We start from the raw sequence: 16,640 nt of genomic DNA, 5'->3' as shown, positions 1-16,640 counted from the left end.
AAGAAGGGGGGAGCTGAAATGAAGAAACATTTTTCAAAGACACAATTAATGGGGATGCTCCTCATCATATTTGGATTCGGTCTTTTTCTTGATATGATACTTGGACATTTTGAACCAGGTGGTCTCATTTTTGCATTTATTATGCTTATGTTTGGAAGGCATTATCGTAAAAAGAATCGTTATGTACGGGGAAATGTATTTTTATTTGTTGGTGGTATCGTATTTTTATTTTTCTTATTTTCATCAGCAGCATTTGTTCTTGTCGTATTTGCTTGTTTAGCTTTAATTGGTTATCAATTGATTCAACAAGGGCATCAGCAAAAAGCAATGAAGGTTGAAATTAAAGAAAAAGGGATTATAGACGAAGAGAAGCAAATATATCGTACAGAAACATATTTGAAAAATATGTTTGTAGGCAATGTGCGAATGATGGATCATATTTATGAACTTGAGGATATTAATGTTCAATATGGTGCTTGTGATGTGGAAATAGATTTAACAACTGCTATGATTCCAGAAGGGGAAACGGTAATTGTTATTCGGGGTGTCGTTGGTAATATTCGTTTATATGTGCCGTATGATATTGAACTTTCTTTAAATCATTCTGTTATTGTCGGACGTGTGCTCTTGCCAGGTCATGAAGAGACAGGGTTTAACCGCAATGTTACATTTAGAACAGAGCAGTATAAAGAGGCTCCTCGACGTATTAAAATTATTTCTTCGCTTGTCGTAGGCGACACGGAAGTGAGGAAAGTATAATGAAGAAACAAAAAAATATTTCGTGGATGTATATTCGTTATTCTATGTTGTCCTCTGTTAGTATCGCACTCATTTGTACAATTGTATATGTATGGAAAAGCGAGCAACAAGTGTATGATTTATTATGGAAGGAATCCATCGCTTCTGTTCCAATTGGCTTGTTTATTATGACTACAAGTTTACTTATCGGGGGAATTGTAGGATATGCAATCGGTTATTATATAGAGCAGCGTATACAAGGATTAAATACTTTTCTATTTGAAGTAGAGCGAGGGAATTTTCCGAGCGATGTTTCGTTTACTGCAGATGATGAATTTCATGAAGTGGAACGAAAAGTAATCGTTCTGGCTCGTCGATTAGAGGAGCAAGCTGGACTCTTTCAAAAAGTAACGAATGAACGAGCTCATTGGAATGAAGAGATGAGACAAGAAGCGATTTCTCAAGAAAGGCATCGTTTAGCAAGGGAGTTGCATGATTCAGTAAGTCAGCAGCTTTTCGCAATGTCGATGATGATGTCAGCGATTAATGAACAAATAACTGAATTTCCAGATGTGACAAAAAAACAATTGCAACTTGTTGAAAATATGGTTGTAAATGCTCAATCAGAAATGAGAGCATTGCTCCTTCATTTACGTCCTGTACAATTGGAAGGTAAGAAACTGACAGAAGGTATAGAGGAATTATTAACGGAATTATCGCGAAAACAACATATGAAAATTGAATGGCTTATTGAGCCAATAGAATTAAAAAAAGGTGTAGAAGATCATTTATTCCGTATTGTGCAAGAAGCGCTATCAAACACGTTGCGACACGCGAAGGCAAAGAAAACAGAAGTGCGCCTTCGAAAAATTGATCAATATGCGATTTTAAAAATCATTGATGACGGCGTTGGGTTTGAAGTAGGGGTTAATAAGGCTGGTTCATATGGCCTAAGATCGATGCAAGAGCGTGTTCATGAAATTGGTGGGACACTTAAGGTACTTAGTTTCCCGGCCAAAGGTACACAAATAGAAGTAAAAGTACCGATTATGATTGAGAGAGGGGGAGAAGTATGATAAAAGTATTGCTTGTCGATGATCATGAAATGGTTCGTATGGGTGTATCGGCATATTTATCGACACAGCCAGATATTGAAGTAGTAGGGGAAGCTGAGAATGGAAGAAAAGGATCAGAATTAGCATTGCAATTAAGGCCGGATATTATTTTAATGGACCTTGTTATGGATGAGATGGATGGTGTCGACGCAACACGTGCTATTATTCAAGAATGGCCAGAAGCAAAAATTGTAGTTGTAACAAGCTTTTTAGATGACGAAAAATTGTATCCTGTTATTGAGGCTGGGGCGACCAGTTACTTATTAAAAACATCAAGAGCAAGTGATATTGCTGATGCTGTACGAGCTACTTATGATGGAGAAACAGTATTAGAGCCGAAAGTTACCGGGAAAATGATGTCCCGTATGCGTCAAAAGAAAGAGCAACCTTTGCATGATGATTTAACGGAAAGAGAGTTTGAGATTTTGTTATTAATTGCAGAGGGAAAAAGTAATCAAGAGATTGCGGACGAGTTATTTATTGCACTGAAAACGGTAAAGACACATGTGAGTAATATATTAAATAAATTGAATGTAAGTGACCGTACTCAGGCGGTTATTTATGCATTTAGGCATCAATTAACGAAGTGATAAAGTGAAACTTTAATCAGTGGGGAGGTTGTTCCTCTCCCACTGATTATCAGCCCTCACCAATCGGACTTTTACGGGCAGTTAATGCGGGATAAAGTAAAACTTTAATTGGCGGGGAATTCCTCGCTGATTATTGGCTCGATACAATATAGATTTGGCGTTAAAACAATTGAATGTTTTTATTGACGACAAATAATGTAAGCGTTATCATTGAGGTGTTAACAGTACATATAAAGGGGAGAATGTATATGTTAGTTCAAACTATATTCGGAATGGATAAGTCTAAAAAATTAGGGGATTATGTGAACGCATTACAAGCGCTTTGTGAACAATATAATGTTGAAACAGATAAAATTGCGATTATTGAGGCAACAGAGGAATACTATTTATTTTTAGTAAAGCAAGAAGAGCGCTATGATGTTGTCAAGGTAGAAACAGTTGATACGAATATTGAATATTATACGAAGGCTTATAAAATAAGCAGTTTTAATCATGCTGCGTATCAAATGTAAAAAAACTCCCTTTTGGGAGTTTTTTTAGGAGGCTTTTACTTCGTGAGATTCGGTTACTAATGGAACTTTTTTCGTACCGCTTAACTTAGCCATTGCAAGACCAATAAGACCTCCTACTAATGCTGGTATTAGCCAGCCGATTCCTTCATTATATAAAGGGATAAATTCAAAATATGGTGTGATAAATGAAACTGAAATACCACCTTGTTTTAATCCATCAAATACGCTCACTACAGCTGCTCCAATTAAAGCACCTACATAAACAGAGCGATATCCACCGAAGTATTTATGAAGTAATGATAGTAGTACGAGTACAATCGCAATTGGATACACAACAAGTAGAATTGGAACAGAGATTGCGATAATTTTCGTTAAACCTAAGTTGGCAACTAGTAATCCTAATGCGCAAATGATACTCGCGAACGTTTTGTATGAAAATGTAGTCAATAATGTTGAAAAATATTGGCTGCACGCAGATACGAGTCCAACGCATGTCGTTAAACAAGCGAGTGTAACGATAAGAGATAATAGGAGCAAACCGTATGGACCGAATAATTGTTGTACGATAACAGTAAGTAGCTGTCCGCCATTTTTTGCATATCCGAGCGAGACGCTAGTTGCCCCAAGCCAGCCGAGTGCACCGTATACAAGTACGAGCCCTGTAGCGGCAATAAGCCCTGCTTTTGCTGTGGCGATGGCAATGGACTTACGATCATTCACACCTTTAGAGCGAATTGCATTTACAACGATAATTCCGAATGCAAGTGCTGAAATAGTGTCCATTGTTAAGTAGCCTTCCATAAAGCCTTTGAAGATTGGAGAAGTTTGATACTCTTGCATTGCTGGTCCTGATTGCCCAAGTGGTGTAAATACACTTTTAACAAACAATAAGAAAATAGAGAGTAATAAAATAGGTGTTAATACATTTCCAATACGATCAACAAGTTTAGATGGATTCAAACTGAGCCAAAATACGATAGTAAAGAAGATGATTGTATATACAAATAGCACTAGGCTGCTAGAGCGGATTGTTTCTGGTAAGAAAGAACTAACACCCATTTCATAAGCGACATTTGCAACACGTGGGATGCCCATAGATGGACCGATAGCAATGTATACAATTACTGTAAAGAAAATTCCAAATAATGGATGAACATGACTTGCAAGTTGCTGCATTCCATTTCCAGATAGAGAAATTGCGATAACAGTTAGTAGTGGTAAGCCAACTCCTGTTAGTAAAAATCCAATCATTGCTGGCCAAAAGTTTTCACCTGCATTTTGGCCAAGCATGGGAGGGAAAATTAAATTACCTGCCCCAAAAAATAAAGAAAATAGCATAAGACCCGTGAAAAAAATATGTTTTTTTGATACAGTGTTCATTGTTTTTCCTCCTTTTTAAAATTCATTTGTAAGAACACAAAAAACTCGTCCCTAAAGAAAGGGACGAGTTATATTTACCCGCGATACCACCCTAATTTACACATGTAGAAATAAATCTATATGTATACGGCTTTGCAACGTACAACATGATACGTGTTCCTTGTAACGGGGGACGGCCGGTAAGAACTTACTGTAACATTCGGTTCTACTTCTCGGAGATGATTTTCGGTTACGCGCTGAACGTTGGCTTTCAGCAAATCGCCAACTCTCTGGGGAACAGTTCTATAACGTATTCGTTCTCGTCAATGAATTTTTATTCAAGTATTCTGACAGTATTGTTGCATGTTTTTTTTAGAAAGTCAATATGTTTTTTGAAAGATATATTTATATACGGAAATATCGAAAGTGATATTCGTTGTTGTAAAGGAAATGATGAATTGTAAAATGGGAGTGAAAATTTGCGGAGAATTGTAAAATTTATAGAGAAAGTTGATATTTATAAGAGTAAAGAAGGGATTGTTTGAATTTACAGAGAATAATACAACAATCCACTTGCTGGAAAGAACAAACCAAAAGAGGTGACTGAAATGCTTGCGATGGGAGTATTATTTGGCATTATTGCTATAATTGGTTTTATGTGGTTATATTATTCGCGTTCGTTTAAACAAGCAGAAGTTTTACTCTTTCAAAAAGGTAGTTTATTGACAAATCAGTCTAGATATTTAGTATGTCCGAAGTGTGGAAGTGCACAGGCCAGAAGTGGAGGATATCAAGAGTGTTGCAAAATTAGATTATGAAAGAAAGGAAGCCTCACATTATTTTGTGAGGCTTCCTTCCTTACAACTTCATGGCGCTCCAAATTGTCCATCGATCTCTTTCAATAATAGGAGAGACGTTTTGTAATGCGGTCTGTATATGTTGTAGAAGTTGAGAAAGTTCATCATCTGTTAACTCATATAGAATAGATCGACCTGTTCGAGGAGATAAATCTTGCAATAATGCTTCTACAGAATCATGTATTTTTCGTATTTCCCATTGTGTTTGTGTGGGAAGTACATGAAGAGAATGTTTTTGTAATTCTGTCTGTATAGTGTTGGTTTTTGGACGTCTTTTTGACTCTATTTCAATAAGTTTTGGAAATAGAGAGAAAAAATATCCGCGAATGTGTTCGGGACTTCCTGGAATTGTACAATCTTCAATTGTTCGATCTTGTAAAATAAGTACACCGTTTTTATTTAATATACGAGAAGCTTCACGTAAAAATGTAGGAATGTCTTGTAAATGATGAATAACTGCACGCGAAATAACTATGTCGAATGTTTCATTAGGGTATGGGATATTATGTGCATCACCGTGGATGAATGAAATGTTTGAAAAGTTGTTACAATTTTCTTTTGCAGCTTGTAATATTTCTTTTGAAAAATCAAGTCCCACAACATTATTGGCTCCCATAAGAGCGAGTTCTTTCGTATAAATCCCACCACCACAGCCGATATCAATTATTTGCTTGTTTTGTATTTCTGTAATGTTTTTTACCATTTCAGCCCAAGAAATATGAGCGTTTCTTGTTGCATATGTGTACTTATTATTTTCATCATGAAAATTAATGGACATGATAAAGACCTCCTTTCAATGATTAGTATAGCGTATTTAATAGGATGTCACGTTTTTGTTTTATGTATGAAGATTATAAGGATTTCTTATCGTAAGAGGAGGATTAATTTGAAAGGGAAATATGTATTGGTGTTGTTGTTTGTTATGTTACTAGCAGCTTGTGGTCAAGTTGAACCGAAAAAAGAAACAAAAAAAGTAGAAGAGACGGTGAATGAAGTGAAAGAAACAATAGGGGTAACCGTTATACAAAAAAAACATAAAGAGAAAAAGTTGCAGGAATCAGAAGCGAAGTTAGTAATAGACATTTTGAATAAAGCTGAGAAACAAGAAATAACAGGAAGCTTCGGTGAACCTGAATATGAAATACAAATTAGTAGAGATGGGAAAAAAGAAACTTATTATGCATGGTTAAGGGGAGAAGATAGACGAGGATGGGTGCAATATAAGAAAGCTATGTATATGTTGAATGAAAAAGATACGGAAAAGCTTTTGGATATATTTCCAAATGTCTCAGAACAAAAAGAAGATGAGATGCAGGTAAGCCCTTTAACGGAAGTAACAAAAAAAGATTTGCAGATTACCGCGTTTCATATTAAAACAGGCGATCAAAACGTGAATTATACGGTACGGTATACGATTTCACAATCACTATACAATAAGTTAGTGAAGGAGCAAGAATATTATTTGCAACTCAATTTTCCAGAAAAAGTTCAAAAATTAATTGGAGCAAAAGAGAGTGAAATAATTTTAGGTGAAAAAGTAAAGGAAGGGTATAAGCAATATGAATTGCATGCTACTGTTCCGATAAAAAGCGCTTCAGAATCACAATTAAAATCATTAGAAACATATTACGAAAATTATGATTTGAAAATATTAAACAGTGAAAAAGAAAAAATAGGTGTGTTTCAAAATATAATTCAGATTGTTAAAGATTATGGTGAAAAAATGAATTTTCAAAGATAAAGTGAGACTTTAATTAGCCCTTACGGATTGGAATGAATGTAAACTCGTCAAATCTATATGACCTTTCCTAGGAAATGATAATAGAGAGGGGAAAGCACCCCTCTCTATTACTTTGCTTTTGTAGATGGCTCATTCATTGATTTTCGTGTAATAAGAAAAGAAATCATAAGAGCGGAAAGGATGACAAGGGCAATAAATACGTGATTGGGCAACAAATCTAATAATAATACGTAACTAACGGTATAAAAAATAAGAGTTGAAGCTAAAAACGATAGAGCACCTATTATAAGAGATTGTAAATTCATTTGTGTACACCTCCTTTTATTTATATTTTTGGCTGAAAATGGATTATATAAACATTATTTCTAACAATAGAAAAAAATATGTCATAATAGAGAAAAGAACAAGCTTTGATGAATGATATGATTCATTAATGAGAGATAAAGGAGAGGAATATGAAAAATAATAAAAAAGGATTATGGGGAATTATTGTTGCGATAGGTCTATTTTTACTGTCTAAGTTAAAGTGGGTATTTGCAATTTTTAAATTAGCAAAGTTTTCAACGGTATTTAGTATGTTTCTATCGCTTGGCGCATACGCAGTTCTATATGGTTGGAAATTTGGAGTAGCGCTCATTTATTTGTTGTTTGTTCATGAAATGGGCCATTTATGGGCTGCGAAAAGAAAGGGGATCCCAACATCGCCAGCAATCTTTATTCCATTTATGGGGGCTCTTATTGGAATGAAAGAGATGCCGAAAAATGCGAAAGAGGAAGCTTACATTGCCTATATGGGTCCGCTTTTCGGACTTCTGTCATTTTTACCGGCGATACCGCTTTATATAATGACGAAAGAGCCATTTTGGGCGCTTGTTATTTTGCTTGGAAGTATGATTAATTTCTTTAATTTAATTCCCGTTTCACCGCTAGATGGTGGGCGAATTATTTCAGTTGTCAGTACTAAAATTTGGGGAGCAGGCCTTATTTTATTACTTGGCTATTCAATTTACTTTAAAAGTATTTTGGGAGGATTTATTGTTATTATCGGTTGTATGGAGTTATATAGAGTAATAAAGAGAGATGAGCCGATTAAGGAATTAGGGCATAAAATTGATGGGATGAAAGAATATGTTACTAGGCTTGAAGAGGAATTAAAAGAAACGGGTGCTGTACATCGGACTATATACGTGATGCATCATGAGATGAATGCATTAAGACAAAGAGAACGGGAAAAAGAGTTACAAATAGGTGAACTTCAAAAAATGGAAGTGTTAGAGTATCTTTTACCGAAGTTCGAACCGTTAGATTATGTTCCATATGAAGATGAAAAAGATGAGTATACAATTTACATAAGGGAAGCATTTGAAGCGTCAGAAAGAAAATTAAATGAATGGAAAACAGAAAAGGAACAACAAGAAAACTATTATAAAGTGGATGCGAAAACGAAATGGACAGTATTTGCTTGTTATATCGGATTAATGGTTATACTCGGTTACACAGCTTATGAAGGATATATTGTTTTACAAGAACATTTGCCAACGAGAAATGTATAGAAAAATATTGTCGAAATGATAGGAAGAATTAATACAGGAATTATATTTCTACGAGAGAATGTTACAAGTATAGTCATACGTTGTAATATTTTTAGTAGAGAAGGAGTTCTGTGTATGAAGAAATTGTTAAATGTATTAGGTATTATTATCGTGATGATCATTGCGAGTTATAGTCTTATGAAAGTGCTGTTACATTATGCAAATAAGCCTGCTGAGGTAAATACAATAGCTCAAATAGAAGATGTGCAAGAAGAGACAAAAGTGCTAGATTTTATTCGAATGACACATGAAAGCTATAATAATTTCTTAAATTATGGTAAAGCAGAGAATTATACAGATGGGGATTGGAATCAATTTAAGCAATGGTTTCAACAACAAGAACAATCTTTAAAAAATATACATACGGAAATAAAGAATGAAAAAATAAAACGCGATGTAAATAGAAGCTATGAAATTGTAAAAAAAGGTGTGGAACTTCAAAATATTGAGTATGTAGTGTATGCTCACCGTGTATATCATGACTTGGATATTATCGTAAATAAATATAGAGGTGAAACGAATATCTGGGGGTATACGGAGTTTGGCGATGGGAAAGATATAAAAGTAATCGAACAAGCTATACAAACAAAATAATAAGCTAGCTAGAATTCTAGTTAGCTTATTTTCTTTTGTAAATGCAATGTTCATATATTATTCACAAAAACACCGTGTTAATAGTGATTAAAATCACAATCTGCATTATAAGATTCAGTTAAACTAAAAACAGTTAAGGAAATAGAGGAGTGGGATACAATGTTAAGTGCAAAAACAATTGAAATCGTAAAGTCAACAGTACCATTATTACAAGAAAAAGGCGTTGAAATTACAACGAGATTTTATGAAATTTTATTTTCGGAACATCCGGAGTTATTGAATATTTTCAACCATACAAATCAGAAAAAGGGAAGACAACAACAAGCGTTAGCGAATGCTGTTTATGCAGCTGCAACGTACATTGATAATTTAGAAGCTATTATTCCAGTTGTAAAACAAATTGGTCATAAGCATAGAAGTTTAGGTATTAAAGCAGAGCATTACCCGATTGTAGGTACATGTTTACTACGTGCCATTAAAGAGATCGCAGGTGCACCTGATGAAGTTTTAAATGCATGGGGAGAAGCATATGGTGTCATTGCTGATGCATTCATTAGCATTGAAGCAGAGATGTATAAAGAAGCTGCACATAAAGAAGGTGGATGGAAAGACTTCCGCAACTTTGTGATTGTTAAAAAAGTGAAGGAAAGCGATGTTATTACGTCATTTTATTTGAAACCTGAAGATGGAGGGAAAGTTTCTTCATTCATCCCAGGTCAATATGTAACGATTCAAATCAATATTGAAGGTGAGACATATACACATAATCGTCAATATAGTTTATCCGATGCTCCTGGGAAAGAATATTATCGTATTAGTGTAAAAAAAGAAAAAGGTGTAGATACACCAGACGGTAAAGTGTCTAATTACTTACATGAACATGTAAAAGAAGGAGATGTTTTACCAGTAAGTGCACCAGCGGGAGATTTCGTGTTAAATATGGATTCAACATTACCAGTTGTACTAATTAGTGGTGGAGTAGGGATTACACCGATGATGAGTATGTTAAATACGTTAATTGAACAAGATTCAAAACGTAATGTATATTTTGTTCATGCAGCAATAAATAGTAATACACATGCAATGAAAGAACACGTTAAGACAGTAGAAAATGAATATGAACAAGTTAAAGCATATACTTGTTATTCTGCACCGACTGAAAAAGATTTAGAAATGAAGAACTTTGATAAAGAAGGTTTCATTGAAAGTGAATGGTTAAAAACTATTATTCCGACAACTGAAGCAGAGTTTTATTTCTGTGGTCCAGTAGCATTTATGAAGCATATAAATGCTGCACTAACTGATTTAAGTGTGAAACAAGAGCATATTCATTATGAATTTTTCGGCCCAGCAACAAGCTTACAATAAGCAAAAAAACGAGGTATTTATTTTACCTCGTTTTTTATTTGTTCTCGTAATAAACGGTTTACTGTTTCACGACGTATACCTATCAGTTGACCAATTTCGGTTTGTGTTAATATTTCATATATAGGAATGTCACCTAAATATAGGGTGAACCATTCTTGTAAACGATGAAGACGTTCTTTCGGAGAGACGGTTGTCAATTGATCAATTCGTTGTTGCATCATTCTTAATTTAGATTGCAATTGCATAGCGATGTTAGCATACGATTCGGGATTTGCTTGAAGTCTCTCGTACCATTCACTACTAGTGATCGGTTCCACTTCTGTTTTTATTAAAGCGATAGCTGTACCGTGATATTCTTTCGGTGAAATTAAAGAATGATGAGGTATCGTTTCACCTGGAACGATAATGTTGAATAAAAATGGTGTTCCGTCTTCTTCTAGCCGAACTACTTTTAATAAGCCTGTTTTTATAAAGTATAAAGGACCGTCCTCGCCTTGACGGAATAGTACATCTCCTTTGTGTAGAATCAATGTTAGCCCCCCATTAATATGTTTCTATTTCTTCTATTTTAGCGTATATGTATATAGACAATATGCTATTTCAACAGCAATTTCATTGACGAAATGTATGCTATTACAGTAGTATACTATTTAGTGTGTAATAGTACTAGCAATGAATACGCTGTAGGGGGTTTAGTATATTGTTAGATGCGATGAGAATGACGGATATGAGAATTCCGGCGAATGCTATCATTCATGTAGAAGAGATGAAAGGTGGAGTCGTTTTATCCGTTGAAGTAGACGGCCAAATTATTTATACGATGGCTTATGATGAAGAAACAGATAGCTATGCTGAATTATATGATCGAAACGATAAGAGGGCGTGCCAAGTACATGAAGACTTCATGGGGTGGTCACTTCTTCATTAAAAAAGATGTCAATATGACATCTTTTTTTATTAAATCGATAGAATATACAAAGAAATGAAATATAAGGATAAAATTTGTAATAATTGATTTTGCATTGTTAGCACTCTGTAACTGCAAGTGAACTATTTTTTCGCTATCATAAAGATAACAGTCGCAGTTATAGGAGTGGTCAACTTGAAGAAAGTACATATTTCAAATTATATGTTATTATGTGTTTGTTTAATTTTATTTGTTCTCCTCGGAGGATTTTTATATTCATGTGTATAAGAAAAACGCATTCTAAAAAGAATACGTTATAAAAGGGAAATAATGATTAATCTAGTTCCAAGAATAATCAACGTAATACGTAATAAATTAATTACGGCGTTACCACTTAGTTTTGTATTAATGTAAGCCCCGATTTTTCCGCCAATCCATGCACCCGGAATCAGGATTAATGCATAAATCCAGCTGACATTTCCAAGTGAGATGTGAGTTGCAGAACTTACAATTGCTGATAGAAATACGATGAACATTGAAGTTGCTACTGCAATATGTGCTGGGAATGCAAAAAGAAGCATCATTGCTGGAACAAGTAAGGCACCGCCACCAATTCCAAATAATCCAGATATAAACCCAACTATAAAGGCGATAAAGATAGCAAGAAACGGTGGGAATTGGTAGTGTACAGTATTTCCATCATTATCTGTAAAAGAACGCTTAATTACAGACGTATTTGAGAGGGAAAGAGGTTTTAATTTGTCTCGAAGCATAAGTAGAATTGAGACGAATATAAGGAAAATCCCAAAGTATAAAGAAAATGTGTCTTGGTTTAAAAATTTATTTGCCCATGATCCGATAATACCACCAGGGCCGCTTCCGATAAATAAAATAAGTCCACTTTTATAATCTACTCGCTTATGCTTCATGTAAGTAAGGGTGGAAGATAGTCCTGTGAAAACGACTGTTACCATAGAAGTCCCTACTGCAAGTTGTGGTGATAAACTGTGTAATCCAATTAATAACGGAACAATAATAATTCCGCCTCCAAGCCCAACTAGGCTGCCGACTGTTCCGGCGATTAGTCCGATGAAAAGTAACATGATGTATTCCAAAATTGCCAACTCCTCTAAATAACTTATCCACCAATTATTATACACGCTTTTTAATGAGAAATAGGCTTGTTCACAAAAAAGTCGTCTTCCTAGAAAAATAAGGAAGACGACTTTTGATTAGAAAACAAAATGTAATAGGTAGTAAAACAGAGCAGCTAAAGAAGCTGAAATAGGAAGTGTAATAACCCATGTAATTAACATGCGTTTTGCAGTTCCCCATTTTACCCCTTTCACACGGTGAGAAGCACCAACCCCTAAAATAGAAGAAGAGATAACGTGCGTCGTACTAACCGGTAAGTGAATGAATGTTGCACCGAAAATAACAAGTGATGATGATAAATCGGCAGCTACACCATTTACAGGACGAATTTTCATAATTTGTCCACCGACAGTTTTAATAATTTTCCATCCGCCGACAGAAGTACCAAGCCCCATTGCGATAGCACAAGATAATTGTACCCAGAACGGGATATCGCTAGAAGTATGATAGTTATTAGCCATAAGAGCCATCGTAATGATTCCCATTGCTTTTTGTGCATCATTCGTACCGTGTGTGTAGGCTTGTAATGCTGCAGTGAAAATCTGGAATATACGGAAGTTCTTATTCGTTTTTGTTAAGTTAAAGTTTTTAAATACTACTTTAAAAATACTGTATACGGTATAACCAATAACGAAAGCGATAATCGGTGAAATGATTAAAGCTTCAATAATTTTAATAAATCCTTTAAGATTTAGCGAGCTAATCCCAGCGGCCGCAATTGCTGCACCTGCGATTGAGCCGATAATTGCATGCGAAGAACTACTTGGAATACCGTAGTACCAAGTAATTAAGTTCCAAGCTATTGCCGCAAGCAAAGCAGCTAAAATTACAAGAGAACCATTTTGTAAGGCGAATGGATCAACGATATCTTTTGTAATCGTTTTTGCTACACCTGTAAATGTCATTGCGCCCAAAAAGTTCATAATAGCCGCCATAATAATGGCATGTCTAGGCTTTAGAGCTTTCGTTGAAACAGCCGTTGCAATAGCGTTTGCTGTATCGTGAAATCCATTGATAAAGTCAAAAGCTAAAGCGCAAATGACTACTAAAACGGTCAGTATCAAGAGTGTATCCATGATCAAACTCCTTACGCGTTCTTCATAATAATTGTTTCTAATACGTTTGCAACGCTTTGACAGCTATCAGCTACTTCTTCAAGCTCTTCGTAAATCTCTTTAAATTGAATAATCTTAATCGGATCTTTTTCACGAGAGAATAAGTTCTTAATCGCATGACGGCGAATATCATCACACTGTGATTCATAATCCTTAATTTTAATCGCATTTGTACGAATGTCGACTAATTTTTTGTTAGACATTAATTCAACAGAGTTTGCAATCTCAATCGCACATTGATTAATTGCTTCTACGAATTTAATCATGTATTCATCAGCTTCTGTAATAGAATACATTTCGAACAGACCAGCACTGTGATCTAATCCGTCTAATACATCATCCATACTCATTGCAAGTTGTAGGATGTCCTCACGCTCAATCGGAGTGATAAACGCTTTGTTTAACTCCATAATGATTTCGTGAATAAATGAGTCACCTTTTGACTCATACTCTTTCATGCGCATAGAAAACTCTTTTAAATCGCTAGCATTTTTAATTTTATACTCCACGAAAAACTGCGCGCCTTCTTTTAAATTTTCGGAAACATTCATTAGCATTTCAGAAAATTTATCTTTTTTTGATTTAAAGACCATTATTGTTACCCCCACAAAAGTAATATATGTAAAATATATTGGCTAATCAATTCTAACAAAAAACTGTCGTTTTTTAAAACATTTTATCGAAAAGTTTACAAAAACTTAACATAACTCTCGTTGTTCTATTAATAATATTAATATCCAATAGTGAATATCTTACTTGTAGAATGTCCTTTTCTTGCAAAAAGTATGAATGCAAAAGAAAAGCTTTACACTATAGGAATGACTACGTTATTATAATAAATTTAAAAGGCGGTATATTCTTCCTTTTAAAAAGAAGAGTGTAAATAAATGAAGGAAGTGAACGAATGAAATTGAAGAACACTCATTTTAAAAAAATGCTTGAGTGGTTCAATAAGAGGAAGAAACTTCGTAATTCATTAATTGTATTGGGAAGTGTATTCGTTACTCTATTTATTGCTGTAAATATAATAATTTCCATTCAAGACATATCTGAATTAAAACAAGCTGTTCCACAACCGACTTTAATTTATGATGCAAATAATGAGGTCGCAACTAAATTAGCTTCTTCGAAAACAGAAGGCGTTAAAAGAAAAGATATTCCTGATATTATGGTTCAGGCAATTGTTGCAGTAGAAGATAAGGAATTTTTTAACCATCATGGTATTTATTATAGTGGAATTATAAGTGCGGTTTTTAAAAATATTACAGCAGGAGAAGTTGTAGCAGGGGGAAGTACAATAACACAACAACTTGCGAAAAATGTATTTCTGACACAAGACCGCACATACTCCCGAAAAATAAAGGAATATTTTTTAACGAAAAAAATAGAGCGCACGTATACGAAAGATGAAATCATTGAAATGTATATGAACCAAATTTATTTTGGTGAAGGTGCTTGGGGTATAAAAAGGGCAGCTAAATCTTATTTTGATAAAGATGTAAAAGATTTAACAATTTCAGAAGCTGCAACGATTGCGGGCTTGATTAAAGCACCATCTGCGTATTCACCTTATAAAAACTTTAACAAGTCAATTGAAAGACGTAATGTCGTATTAAGTTTAATGAAAGAGCAAGGGTATATTTCTGACGAACAGTATAATAAAGAAAAAGAGAGCGGACTTGTGTTAAAACGTGGCGTTGATGATAAATACAAGGGAAAATACTCTCAATATGTAGACTATATTGTTAGAGAAGCGATGGAAAAGTACGAATTAACACAAAATGAAATTTTAGCGGGTGGTTATCGTATTTATACAGAGCTTGACCCGAAAAAACAACAAGCTGTAGAAGATGTTGTGAATAATGATAGTTATTTCAAAGATAGTGGCTCAGATCAACTTATGCAAACGGGTGTAGTCCTTATAAATCCCAAAACAGGCGGTGTTCCAGCTTTAGTTGGTGGTAGAGGACCATATCAGTTTTTACAATTTAATCATGCTACGCAATTAAAAAGACAACCAGGTTCAACGTTAAAGCCTCTAGCTGTATATGTACCCGCTTTAGAACAAGGGTATGAAGTATACGATATATTAAAGGATGAACCATTTCATATTAAAGAATATGAACCGAAAAATAGTGATCAGGCTTTTCATGGTAATGTGACAATGTATGAAGCGGTAGCAAAGTCGTATAATGTTTCCGCTGTGTGGCTATTAGAACAAATAGGATTAGATAAAGGATTGAAATCTTTAGAGCGATTTGGTATTCCATTAGTACCAGAAGACCGTACGTATCCAATTGCTTTAGGTGGGATGCATGTAGGGACATCACCATTTGTAATGGCCCAAGCATATAGTACATTTGCTAATGATGGGGTTCAAGTAGAGGCTCATGCAATTAGAGAAGTTCAAAATGCTGAAGGAGAAATAATAGGGAAATGGTATAAGAAAGAGACACGAGTGACGAGTGAGAAAATTGCTCAAAAGATGACGTATTTATTAAAAGGTGTTGTAGAAAAGGGAACAGGTGGAAAAGCGAAAGTTACTAATGTTGATACAGCAGGAAAGACAGGGACTACTCAACTTGTAAATGGTCCGAGCGTAGGGGCAAAGGACTCGTGGTTTGTAGGATACACACCAGATTTAGTAGGTGCGATTTGGGTAGGATATGACAAAACAGATAGCGAGCATTATGTTCCAGGTGGTAGTCAAATTACAACGACGATGTTCCGGGATATCATGAAAAAAGCAAATGCAAACCCAGCCCAAAAAGCGTTCCAATTGTCGTTAATATCTGAAGCGGACTATAAAAAACAATTGCAAACAATTGAAGAAGAAAAGCGAAGAAAAGAAGAAGAAAAGAAAAGGCAAGAAGAAGAACAACAAAGGAAAAAAGAACAGCAAGAGTGGTTTAATAAAGTGAAAGAGTGGATTCCATCATTATGGTAAAAAAAGAGGCGAATTTCGTTATTCGCCTCTTTCTCATGTGAAAAATAAAG

Annotated in this window: 18 protein-coding genes and 1 other annotated feature; of the genes, 11 read left to right on the top strand and 7 right to left on the bottom strand. The window is 34.8% G+C overall.

Translation table 11 applies throughout. The features are described from left to right. Positions 1-18 precede the first annotated feature (18 nt). From liaF to DN404_RS08960, 4 genes are all read left to right on the top strand, one after another. Positions 19-759 carry a cell wall-active antibiotics response protein LiaF gene (gene liaF, locus DN404_RS08975; RefSeq protein ID WP_000716095.1) on the top strand — a complete coding sequence of 247 codons (741 nt, stop codon included), beginning with the start codon at positions 19-21 and terminating at the stop codon, positions 757-759. Continuing rightward, positions 759-1,814, top strand: a complete 1,056-nt coding sequence (locus DN404_RS08970; RefSeq protein WP_000744326.1) for a sensor histidine kinase — start codon at positions 759-761, stop codon at positions 1,812-1,814. The genes liaF and DN404_RS08970 overlap by 1 nt, the downstream gene beginning before the upstream one ends. Continuing rightward, complete coding sequence (locus tag DN404_RS08965) at positions 1,811-2,443, top strand: response regulator (RefSeq protein ID WP_149214980.1); 633 nt, start codon at positions 1,811-1,813, stop codon at positions 2,441-2,443. The genes DN404_RS08970 and DN404_RS08965 overlap by 4 nt, the downstream gene beginning before the upstream one ends. 173 nt (positions 2,444-2,616) lie before the next feature. Beyond that, on the top strand, positions 2,617-2,955 hold the full coding sequence (locus tag DN404_RS08960; protein WP_002025529.1) for a DUF3922 domain-containing protein: 339 nt from the start codon (positions 2,617-2,619) through the stop codon (positions 2,953-2,955). Between the two features lie 24 nt (positions 2,956-2,979). On the opposite strand, the gene brnQ3 is transcribed toward DN404_RS08960, so the two are convergent. Beyond that, a complete protein-coding gene (gene brnQ3, locus DN404_RS08955; RefSeq protein WP_016122166.1) occupies positions 2,980-4,335 on the bottom strand; it encodes a branched-chain amino acid transport system II carrier protein BrnQ3 in 1,356 nt (451 codons plus the stop codon). Between the two features lie 56 nt (positions 4,336-4,391). Beyond that, positions 4,392-4,650, bottom strand: a binding site (T-box leader). A 272-nt stretch (positions 4,651-4,922) separates the two neighbouring features. Between brnQ3 and DN404_RS08950 the strand changes: the two genes are divergently transcribed. Further along, positions 4,923-5,132, top strand: a complete 210-nt coding sequence (locus DN404_RS08950) for a hypothetical protein (protein WP_000880630.1) — start codon at positions 4,923-4,925, stop codon at positions 5,130-5,132. Between the two features lie 40 nt (positions 5,133-5,172). Here the strand turns inward: DN404_RS08950 and DN404_RS08945 are convergent, their stop codons facing one another. After that, on the bottom strand, positions 5,173-5,949 hold the full coding sequence (locus DN404_RS08945; RefSeq protein WP_000026285.1) for a class I SAM-dependent methyltransferase: 777 nt from the start codon (positions 5,947-5,949) through the stop codon (positions 5,173-5,175). Positions 5,950-6,057: 108 nt separating this feature from the next. Between DN404_RS08945 and DN404_RS08940 the strand changes: the two genes are divergently transcribed. Continuing rightward, positions 6,058-6,912 (top strand): YhfM domain-containing protein, encoded by an 855-nt coding sequence (locus DN404_RS08940; RefSeq protein ID WP_000677062.1) that lies wholly within the window; start codon positions 6,058-6,060, stop codon positions 6,910-6,912. Positions 6,913-7,019: 107 nt separating this feature from the next. Here the strand turns inward: DN404_RS08940 and DN404_RS08935 are convergent, their stop codons facing one another. Continuing rightward, positions 7,020-7,217 (bottom strand): hypothetical protein, encoded by a 198-nt coding sequence (locus DN404_RS08935; protein ID WP_001053357.1) that lies wholly within the window; start codon positions 7,215-7,217, stop codon positions 7,020-7,022. A 150-nt stretch (positions 7,218-7,367) separates the two neighbouring features. On the opposite strand from DN404_RS08935, the gene DN404_RS08930 reads away from it, so the two are divergent. The 3 genes from DN404_RS08930 (at position 7,368) to hmpA (ending at position 10,466) form a co-directional block, all read left to right on the top strand. Further along, positions 7,368-8,465 carry a site-2 protease family protein gene (locus tag DN404_RS08930; RefSeq protein ID WP_000794498.1) on the top strand — a complete coding sequence of 366 codons (1,098 nt, stop codon included), beginning with the start codon at positions 7,368-7,370 and terminating at the stop codon, positions 8,463-8,465. Positions 8,466-8,579: 114 nt separating this feature from the next. Beyond that, positions 8,580-9,098 (top strand): hypothetical protein, encoded by a 519-nt coding sequence (locus DN404_RS08925; protein WP_000735227.1) that lies wholly within the window; start codon positions 8,580-8,582, stop codon positions 9,096-9,098. A gap of 159 nt (positions 9,099-9,257) precedes the next feature. Beyond that, positions 9,258-10,466 carry an NO-inducible flavohemoprotein gene (gene hmpA / locus DN404_RS08920; protein WP_149214979.1) on the top strand — a complete coding sequence of 403 codons (1,209 nt, stop codon included), beginning with the start codon at positions 9,258-9,260 and terminating at the stop codon, positions 10,464-10,466. A gap of 17 nt (positions 10,467-10,483) precedes the next feature. Here hmpA and DN404_RS08915 read toward each other — a convergent pair whose 3' ends face one another. Beyond that, on the bottom strand, positions 10,484-10,996 hold the full coding sequence (locus DN404_RS08915; protein WP_000600585.1) for a Crp/Fnr family transcriptional regulator: 513 nt from the start codon (positions 10,994-10,996) through the stop codon (positions 10,484-10,486). A gap of 170 nt (positions 10,997-11,166) precedes the next feature. Between DN404_RS08915 and DN404_RS08910 the strand changes: the two genes are divergently transcribed. Next, on the top strand, positions 11,167-11,394 hold the full coding sequence (locus tag DN404_RS08910; protein WP_000883009.1) for a hypothetical protein: 228 nt from the start codon (positions 11,167-11,169) through the stop codon (positions 11,392-11,394). A gap of 293 nt (positions 11,395-11,687) precedes the next feature. Here DN404_RS08910 and DN404_RS08905 read toward each other — a convergent pair whose 3' ends face one another. From DN404_RS08905 to DN404_RS08895, 3 genes are all read right to left on the bottom strand, one after another. Beyond that, positions 11,688-12,488: a sulfite exporter TauE/SafE family protein gene (locus DN404_RS08905; protein WP_000455762.1), complete on the bottom strand. Its 801-nt coding sequence runs from the start codon at positions 12,486-12,488 to the stop codon at positions 11,688-11,690. Between the two features lie 117 nt (positions 12,489-12,605). Beyond that, positions 12,606-13,604: an inorganic phosphate transporter gene (locus tag DN404_RS08900; RefSeq protein WP_000380273.1), complete on the bottom strand. Its 999-nt coding sequence runs from the start codon at positions 13,602-13,604 to the stop codon at positions 12,606-12,608. Between the two features lie 11 nt (positions 13,605-13,615). Further along, positions 13,616-14,236 carry a DUF47 domain-containing protein gene (locus tag DN404_RS08895; RefSeq protein WP_000231449.1) on the bottom strand — a complete coding sequence of 207 codons (621 nt, stop codon included), beginning with the start codon at positions 14,234-14,236 and terminating at the stop codon, positions 13,616-13,618. Between the two features lie 311 nt (positions 14,237-14,547). On the opposite strand from DN404_RS08895, the gene DN404_RS08890 reads away from it, so the two are divergent. After that, positions 14,548-16,590, top strand: a complete 2,043-nt coding sequence (locus DN404_RS08890; RefSeq protein ID WP_006915465.1) for a transglycosylase domain-containing protein — start codon at positions 14,548-14,550, stop codon at positions 16,588-16,590. The last annotated feature ends 50 nt before the right edge of the window (positions 16,591-16,640 follow it).

The organism is Bacillus sp. TE8-1, assembly GCF_008368855.1.
GTDB classification, from domain to species: domain Bacteria; phylum Bacillota; class Bacilli; order Bacillales; family Bacillaceae_G; genus Bacillus_A; species Bacillus_A cereus.
The sequence above is the reverse complement of the archived record's forward strand: the minus strand, read 5'-3'. Positions and strand labels throughout refer to the sequence as shown.